This is a genomic window from Staphylococcus sp. GDY8P85P, from assembly GCF_017892405.1.
Lineage (GTDB): Bacteria > Bacillota > Bacilli > Staphylococcales > Staphylococcaceae > Staphylococcus > Staphylococcus borealis.
This window is the reverse complement of the sequence record NZ_JAESLA010000069.1, coordinates 1-7193: the sequence shown is the minus strand read 5'-3', so window position 1 is coordinate 7193 and position 7193 is coordinate 1. Positions and strand designations below refer to the sequence as shown.

7 protein-coding genes and 1 pseudogene are annotated in these 7193 nt (G+C 32.4%); 3 read left to right on the top strand and 5 right to left on the bottom strand.

What is annotated here, in order from left to right; genetic code table 11:
• Positions 1-113 precede the first annotated feature (113 nt).
• From KA828_RS12185 to KA828_RS13310, 5 genes and pseudogenes are all read right to left on the bottom strand, one after another.
• Entirely contained in the window at positions 114-449 is a 336-nt protein-coding gene (locus KA828_RS12185; protein WP_162887967.1) for a hypothetical protein, read from the bottom strand.
• Positions 450-576: 127 nt separating this feature from the next.
• On the bottom strand, positions 577-2016 hold the full coding sequence (locus KA828_RS12180; RefSeq protein ID WP_210126303.1) for a primase C-terminal domain-containing protein: 1440 nt from the start codon (positions 2014-2016) through the stop codon (positions 577-579).
• A gap of 593 nt (positions 2017-2609) precedes the next feature.
• A complete protein-coding gene (locus KA828_RS12175) occupies positions 2610-2921 on the bottom strand; it encodes a hypothetical protein (protein WP_129406993.1) in 312 nt (103 codons plus the stop codon).
• Positions 2921-3745, bottom strand: a complete 825-nt coding sequence (locus tag KA828_RS12170; protein ID WP_210126302.1) for a ParA family protein — start codon at positions 3743-3745, stop codon at positions 2921-2923. Before KA828_RS12170 ends, KA828_RS12175 begins: the two co-directional genes overlap by 1 nt.
• A 605-nt stretch (positions 3746-4350) precedes the next feature.
• Positions 4351-4479, bottom strand: a pseudogene (locus KA828_RS13310) (JAB domain-containing protein); the annotation flags it as partial.
• A gap of 450 nt (positions 4480-4929) precedes the next feature.
• Between KA828_RS13310 and KA828_RS12160 the strand changes: the two are divergent.
• The 3 genes from KA828_RS12160 to KA828_RS12150 all read left to right on the top strand — a co-directional run bounded on the left by KA828_RS12160 (position 4930) and on the right by KA828_RS12150 (position 7105).
• The gene (locus KA828_RS12160) at positions 4930-5073 is read left to right on the top strand and encodes a hypothetical protein (RefSeq protein WP_002360221.1); all 144 of its coding nucleotides are present in this window, start codon (positions 4930-4932) and stop codon (positions 5071-5073) included.
• Positions 5074-5326: 253 nt separating this feature from the next.
• Positions 5327-6754, top strand: coding sequence for a chloramphenicol/florfenicol efflux MFS transporter FexA (fexA, locus tag KA828_RS12155; RefSeq protein ID WP_135283070.1), 1428 nt, complete (start codon positions 5327-5329; stop codon positions 6752-6754).
• A 177-nt stretch (positions 6755-6931) separates the two neighbouring features.
• Complete coding sequence (locus KA828_RS12150; RefSeq protein WP_481906432.1) at positions 6932-7105, top strand: NAD(P)H-dependent oxidoreductase; 174 nt, start codon at positions 6932-6934, stop codon at positions 7103-7105.
• Positions 7106-7193: the final 88 nt, after the last annotated feature.

Here is a 7193-nt window from a genome sequence, read left to right as displayed (position 1 = left end):
CAATTATACGGACTTTATCCATTTTTTACTATCTTAATTTAATTATACAATATTTATTTATCAATTCTTATATCATTATTTCGATAAATAAATAGATTTTTGAGTCCAAAAAATCACTTAACACTTGCTGCAATCATCATTAATATCCATATACAAGGTAAAACTATAAAGATTAGAAATAATACCCCTAAACCCGTAAATACAACATTTATTACTGACATTCCATATGTCAAAATTAAACAATATATTCCATACCAAAATGCTGATCCTAATAACACAACAGGTACTAACCTAATCACAGTTGGTAAAAATCCTAATATTCCATTTACAAACATATATGGTTTTACAAACAATGAAATTAATAAAGGCATAATAAATATTACAAATACCCCTAATATAATAATTACTGGTAACCAATTCCATGCAAAATATTTAATAAACTCTAGCATAATAAATCCCCCTTTAGATTCTAATTAATCAATATGCACTAGCTATATAAGATATATGTTAGGCAATTTGCAACATTGAAATAAAAAACCTTGAATGCGTTGATATCACTGTGTTTTAAGCTTATTTTCATAATAAAAACTCTAGTTGATCTCGATAAGTTCGTATTCGTTTCATATAAGCCTCATCACGCTCGATTCGTTCAAATGCTTCTAATACCCCTAAAACTTTTTTTTCGTTCTTTACAAGCGATTCTGTAAAGTCGTTTTTTAATATACCTTGTATTTTTTTGTGTTTTTGGACATGTTGAACTAAAGACTGAATTGTATAGAAAATTGTCTCTGCGTATCTTCCTACTCCAATCTTTTTCATTTGAATTATCTTCGATTGCTTAATTACACGTGTTATCGTGCTTTTACTTACTTCAAAATGATCTGCAAGTGCTGTTACTGTCATTTTTACAACACCATTACGTTCATTTTCTTTAATAAATTCTAAAATATCAGCTTCTCTTTCTGATTTATGGCTGTATTTACGATCCTTTCTTGCTTTTTTATGTTTGTAGTAGCGAATAAATCCTTTTGTTGTTCTATCTGATTGTGTCGCCCACGATTCCATTAACGCATCAATGTATGCTTTATTTGCTCCATTGTATTTACCACTGTATGCACTACTCACAATGCGTTCTATGTCATTATTGTTCAATGGATATTCTAAATTAGTATTAAATTCATCCATTTTTTCTAAGCAGCGTTCTTGTGTAACTCCTGATTGATAGTTCGCTAAAGAAAGCGTGAATACTGTATTATTACGACCATATCCATGTCCTGCATAGATACTTGATTGTACGATTAACGCTCTATACCAACCTTCTTCAATTTGCTTATTACGTGTATTTAACGTGTTATCAATGATTAAACGAAGTTCTGAATGTTCATCATCACTCTTTTTCATTGACCAATTCATCAATGTTTTAAAATTATGCTGTTCTTCCTCGTTGAAATACACTACGTTATTTTTATTTGGACAACGGAAATAACCAAAATGATTGCATGTAAGATCTACTCCATCTAGTTCTTTACTGTATGCAATGCGTATGTTTTGTGAAATTTTCTTCGCGACTTGTAGGCTTTTAAATCCTGACTTAGCAGATACATATACTGGGGCATCTAACACAAAATACACATGATACCCATGATCTGTATCTAGGATTAAAGTTGGCATCATACCAATATTTAAGCCTGCAATAAGGATGTCTTGAGGAGTAACTTCTGAATGATCTATGTCTAACACTAATGTATTAATTTGCTTTAAATTACGTTCTTCATGTCCACGTATTATCCCTGATTTACGAGAAAGAAATTTGAAAATATTTGGTGTAAAATGTGTAACTTCTCTATTACCCATTAATGTTTCGATTGTGCCTACTGTGTAACCCTTATTAAAAATCATTTGTTCTTTAGAGTTTGCAGCAGCTATTTTTCCATAGTTATTAAATTCAATGATCTCACTACGTGATTCAGCAATTCCATCTTTTAATATTGTTTTATATATATTAAATAAGTTCATGTCGATCCCTTTCCAATAAAAATAGCGTTAAGCTATATAGAGCCTAACGCTAGAAATATTGGTACTATACCTATGTTCATTTTGAATATGATTAAAAAAGGGTACAATAATCCCATAATTTAATATACATAAGTTGTATCAACACATTTAATGTGATATTATCTATGTATCAGATGAAGATATTTTCCAGATATCTCATCCACATAAATAATATAATTAAATGACCTTGTATAAGGGTTTTCTAGCTACAACGCCAATCACTTTCCAGTATTTTACTTCTTAGGACCCCAAATCCTATGATAGAAGCAAAATAAAGCGATGGGTTGTGGCTCTTTTTTATTTAATTTTATTATTATTTTAATATTTAATTTCTACGAGAAGGGGAACGAGTTCCTACACACTTTCCCTATCCCATAGAAATCTGTAACTAAAGACTTAGTCACTACCTAATGTGATTTAATCATATACTATATGATTTTATTTGTAAAATTTAAAATCGGCTCATTATAACTTATAATGTATATGTTATATGTTATACCTCACAAATCACTACATGTGGTATCTTATATATCCTTCTGACACAATATATAGGGTTAATACCTTTTCTTACGCTTTAAAATTTCTATCTTGTCATCTACATTTTGATTGAATAATTTATTGAAATCTTTCAAGTCCTTTTCATCTAAATCATTAATCATTTGCTCCAAACCAATCGCAATTACATCATTTATAGATAGTTCATTTTCAGCAAACAAAATTTGAAGTGCTTGAATTTGCGAATGTTGCTCAGCCTGCAAACGTACAGTAACTGGAGGTAATTTTTGTAGTTTAATATTCTCGTTTGCTAGTGGGTTTTGATGTTGTCTGTCTTTGTACTTACTTTTAGTTTTATCTAATAAACTCATTATTCATCATCCTTTGTTGCTTGATATTTTTCTAAAAATTCTTCTGCTAGGCTTTGATATTGGTCTAGTGCTTGTCTATCCCAATGATCTTCATCTGTAATTCCAAATTCATCCCAATATTTAACACGTTCCATTGCTTTAACAATATTTTTAAATACATACCCCTTCCAATTACTTTCTGCATCTTGCAGCGTTATTGTATCTGTTTTAGTATTTTTACTAAACATTACAGGTATGATTCCTAATACATCAAAATCAGTTCGGTATGTTTCTTGGAAATCTACCATATGAACTAGGAACTTTTCTACAGCTCGGTAACTTCTTCTATGCGTTTGCATGATGATTAACGAATAATCACACGCATAAATTGCATTGTTTGAAAAGTCACTAATTGTTGGAGGTGTATCTATAAATATAAAATCATAATTTTCTTTAATTGGTTTTAGAAATTCTGATAACTCTTTCACTTTGTCATGAGTATCTTTATACCTATATTTATTTGTTAAATAATCAGATAAACCAATGAGATCAAAATCTGACGGAATAATATCAATATTATCTGAAAGAGATAGTATCGTATCTTCTACGTTACCATCTTTTAAGCCATCAAAAATATTTGGGTGTGGTTCATCATTTAACGCATTGGGTAACTTTGTCTTATCAAACGTTCGGATGAGTAATTCTGTTGTATCTGCTTGAGGATCGAAGTCTACAACTAATACTTTGTAGCCTTTCTTTTCTGCTAAGATGTATGCAAGACCACATAAAGTAGATGTTTTAGACACTCCTCCTTTAAAATTATTAATACTAATCACATTTTTCATAATTTACCTCGCTTTCTATATGACACCTAAAGTATAACATATAATGTATACTTTATATGTATATGTTATAACATATACATTATAATTTATAAGTTATATAGTTGTTTGGGGCAACTAATTTTTCTACTACACTCACTGTAATGAAGCAGTAGATATTTTGTTTTGTGACACGTATTTAAGCTATTTTAAGTGTGATGCAAGGGCTAGTTATCCTTATGAGTATACGAGTTAGGATCAACTGCATGTTTACCCTTGCGTTGCTAACGCAAAATAGATTAGTGTCAGCATCAAAACAAATAACTACTTAGCGAAATGGAGTGTGAGAAAACGAAACGCTTTGCGTTTCACTCGACTGAATCTGATCTTATTCAATGCTGCTTTGTAGTCATTGATATCAGATGAAGGAGCATAATAAAAGCACTCCGTTAGGAGTGCCTCCATATATTTATAAGTAAAGATAAAAGTAAAATATGAGTTTAATCATAATTTACTTTTATTCACAATAATATATAGGTATAATAAAAATCAGATAAAGTACTCACCACCACAATGTTTAAATGGGGTAAACATTGTGGGTAAAGCCTAACTAAAATAGTTAGGCTTTTTTAAATTAAATTTAGTTCCTCTAAACTTCTAAACTCTCCATTCCCTATGATTATGTGGTCTAAAAGGTCAATTCCAATCATTTTACTTATCTTTTTAATATTTCTTGTTACTTCAATATCTTCTCTTGATGGACTTGGATCTTATCAAGAGTAAATTACTAAAAATCCATTAACATCAATGTTTTTACTTTAAGAACATATATTTAACGTGTTAAATCAAATGAAAAAATACAATGTAATTATTAGATGACAATTGATTACGGTCAGAAGAATGTACCACAAATAAAAAAACTAATTCCTTTTTATTTTATCGAGGAATTAAGCTTTTGACCTGCAACAATCACGCCCAATTTCGGAATATCTATAATATGATTTCGATCTTAAATTATCTACTTTAACTGACGCTACCTGCTCGTTAAAGAAGACCTATTTAAAAAAGTTTATACTGCACCTGCCTTTATTATGTAAGTAAAAGTAGTAAAGCTTTAAATTGGTTTTCAAAAAAGTAGGGTTGATTATTTCTTTTTCATCAATTATTATTGTGTTATTATCACAATATGAGAAAGGAGGCAAAAAGTAATGGGAATTGATTTCATTAATGTCGAGTTTAGAAAGCATGTAAAAGTTTCAGGGGATTTAGGTACAACGGGATCAGTATGTCCTTTTTCACAAAAACAAAAAATGGAAACACTACCGGAAAACTTTTTGCCTCCTTTTATATAATGGGCAAAAATTTATGAATCTATTGCATTTGTAAAAATGCATACGAATGATTAGGCACCGGTTGTTAAACTGGTGCCTTTTTTTTGTTTGATCAGTTCAGTTAGTTTGGAGAACCGAATCTTTAATCATGCTGTAGAAATATGGTGAGTTCGTTGATTTGGTTTTACAATATAAATAGATATGAGGTGAGGTTTATGGTGAAAGCAGTGGATTTAGCCTCCTAAAATCACAATATATTTTAGGAGGAAATAAAATGAAAAAGGATAGTAAATCTAAAGAAATGATTCAATCTGAAAAAAGGGGTTCTACTAGGCTTTTAATGATGGTACTCTCCCTATCTGTACTTGTAGGTGCAATTACGTCTGATTTAGTCAATCCCGTACTTCCACTAATAAGCAAAGATTTAGAAGCTTCGAAATCTCAAGTGAGTTGGATAGTTAGTGGTATGGCACTTGTTCTTGCGATTGGAGTTCCGATTTATGGTCGAATCTCAGACTTTTTTGAGTTACGAAAGCTATATATCTTTGCCATTATGATTCTGGCAAGTGGTAGTCTTTTATGTGCAATTGCCCCGAACCTCCCATTGTTGGTTTTGGGAAGAATGGTTCAGGGTGCTGGGATGTCCGCAATTCCAGTTCTATCAGTCATTGCAATTTCGAAGGTTTTCCCACAAGGAAAACGTGGGGGAGCTTTGGGAATTATCGCAGGAAGTATTGGTGTTGGAACTGCTGCTGGTCCAATATTTGGTGGAGTAGTTGGTCAATATTTAGGGTGGAATGCCTTGTTTTGGTTCACATTTTTGTTAGCCATTATGATTGTTATTGGTGCCTACTACGCGTTACCGACAATTAAACCGGCAGAATCCGTAGGAAGCAATAAGAACTTTGATTTCATTGGTGGTTTATTCCTCGGCCTCACAGTAGGATTACTCCTTTTTGGCATCACTCAAGGAGAAACTTCTGGTTTTTCTTCGTTCTCATCGTTAACTAGCCTAATTGGTTCTGTTGTAGCTTTGGTGGGATTTATTTGGAGAATTGTTACCGCAGAAAATCCATTTGTACCACCTGTCCTGTTCAATAACAAGGATTATGTCAATACGGTCATAATTGCATTTTTTTCGATGTTTGCTTATTTCGCTGTTCTTGTGTTCGTCCCATTACTAGTCGTTGAGGTGAATGGACTCTCTTCTGGACAGGCTGGAATGATATTGTTGCCAGGTAGTGTGGCTGTTGCAATCTTATCTCCCTTCGTTGGCCGTCTTTCTGATCGATTTGGGGATAAACGTCTGATAATTACTGGGATGACTCTGATGGGGCTGTCTACCTTATTCTTGTCCACCTATGCATCTGGTGCTTCACCTCTGTTAGTTTCCGTGGGGGTCCTCGGAGTAGGGATTGCTTTTGCATTCACGAATTCTCCCGCAAATAACGCCGCAGTAAGTGCACTCGATGCAGACAAGGTTGGTGTCGGAATGGGGATTTTCCAAGGTGCTTTGTACCTTGGAGCAGGAACTGGAGCAGGTATGATTGGAGCATTATTATCCGCTCGACGTGATGCTACTGAGCCGATAAATCCATTATATATATTGGACGCTATGTCCTACTCAGATGCGTTCCTTGCAGCTACAGGGGCAATACTCATTGCCTTAATAGCTGGATTAGGTTTAAAAAAGCGTGGGTAATAACTTAGTTATGTAAAGATTAGTTATTGTTTAGTTCATCTTCTATAGTTTAAGCTGTAAATAAATAGCTTAGGAATCACGCAAATTTGAATTTCTTAGAATAGAATACTTTTAAGTAACTCAACTTTCGTACACTGTTTTATTGGTGCGAAAGTTGAGTATGTTAAGGATGAAACAATGAAAACATTGGTGATCGTTTCTCACCCAGATATGCCAAATTCTCGAATCAATAAAGTTTGGGTAGAAAAAGCAGCGTCTTATTCAAACGAAATTACCATTCATGATCTTTATAGAGAGTATCCTGATTTTATTATAGGTTCTGTTGCAAAGTTGAAATTATCGTATAATTAAAACAAAAAGGAGTCTACTGTATTGACTATATCAGATATAAACAATTTAACAAGGATGTAATAAATGTATCAGTTAGATACTATCTAAG

What these genes read in the sequence shown, in the direction of transcription:
- KA828_RS12180 (WP_210126303.1), bottom strand. Translation starts at nt 2,016, where the DNA reads ATGAACTTATTTAATATATATAAAACAATATTAAAAGATGGAATTGCT.
- fexA (WP_135283070.1), top strand. Translation starts at nt 5,327, where the DNA reads ATGAAAAAGGATAGTAAATCTAAAGAAATGATTCAATCTGAAAAAAGG.
- KA828_RS12150 (WP_481906432.1), top strand. Translation starts at nt 6,932, where the DNA reads ATGAAAACATTGGTGATCGTTTCTCACCCAGATATGCCAAATTCTCGA.
- KA828_RS12185 (WP_162887967.1), bottom strand. Translation starts at nt 449, where the DNA reads ATGCTAGAGTTTATTAAATATTTTGCATGGAATTGGTTACCAGTAATT.
- KA828_RS12170 (WP_210126302.1), bottom strand. Translation starts at nt 3,745, where the DNA reads ATGAAAAATGTGATTAGTATTAATAATTTTAAAGGAGGAGTGTCTAAA.
- KA828_RS12160 (WP_002360221.1), top strand. Translation starts at nt 4,930, where the DNA reads ATGGGAATTGATTTCATTAATGTCGAGTTTAGAAAGCATGTAAAAGTT.
- KA828_RS12175 (WP_129406993.1), bottom strand. Translation starts at nt 2,921, where the DNA reads ATGAGTTTATTAGATAAAACTAAAAGTAAGTACAAAGACAGACAACAT.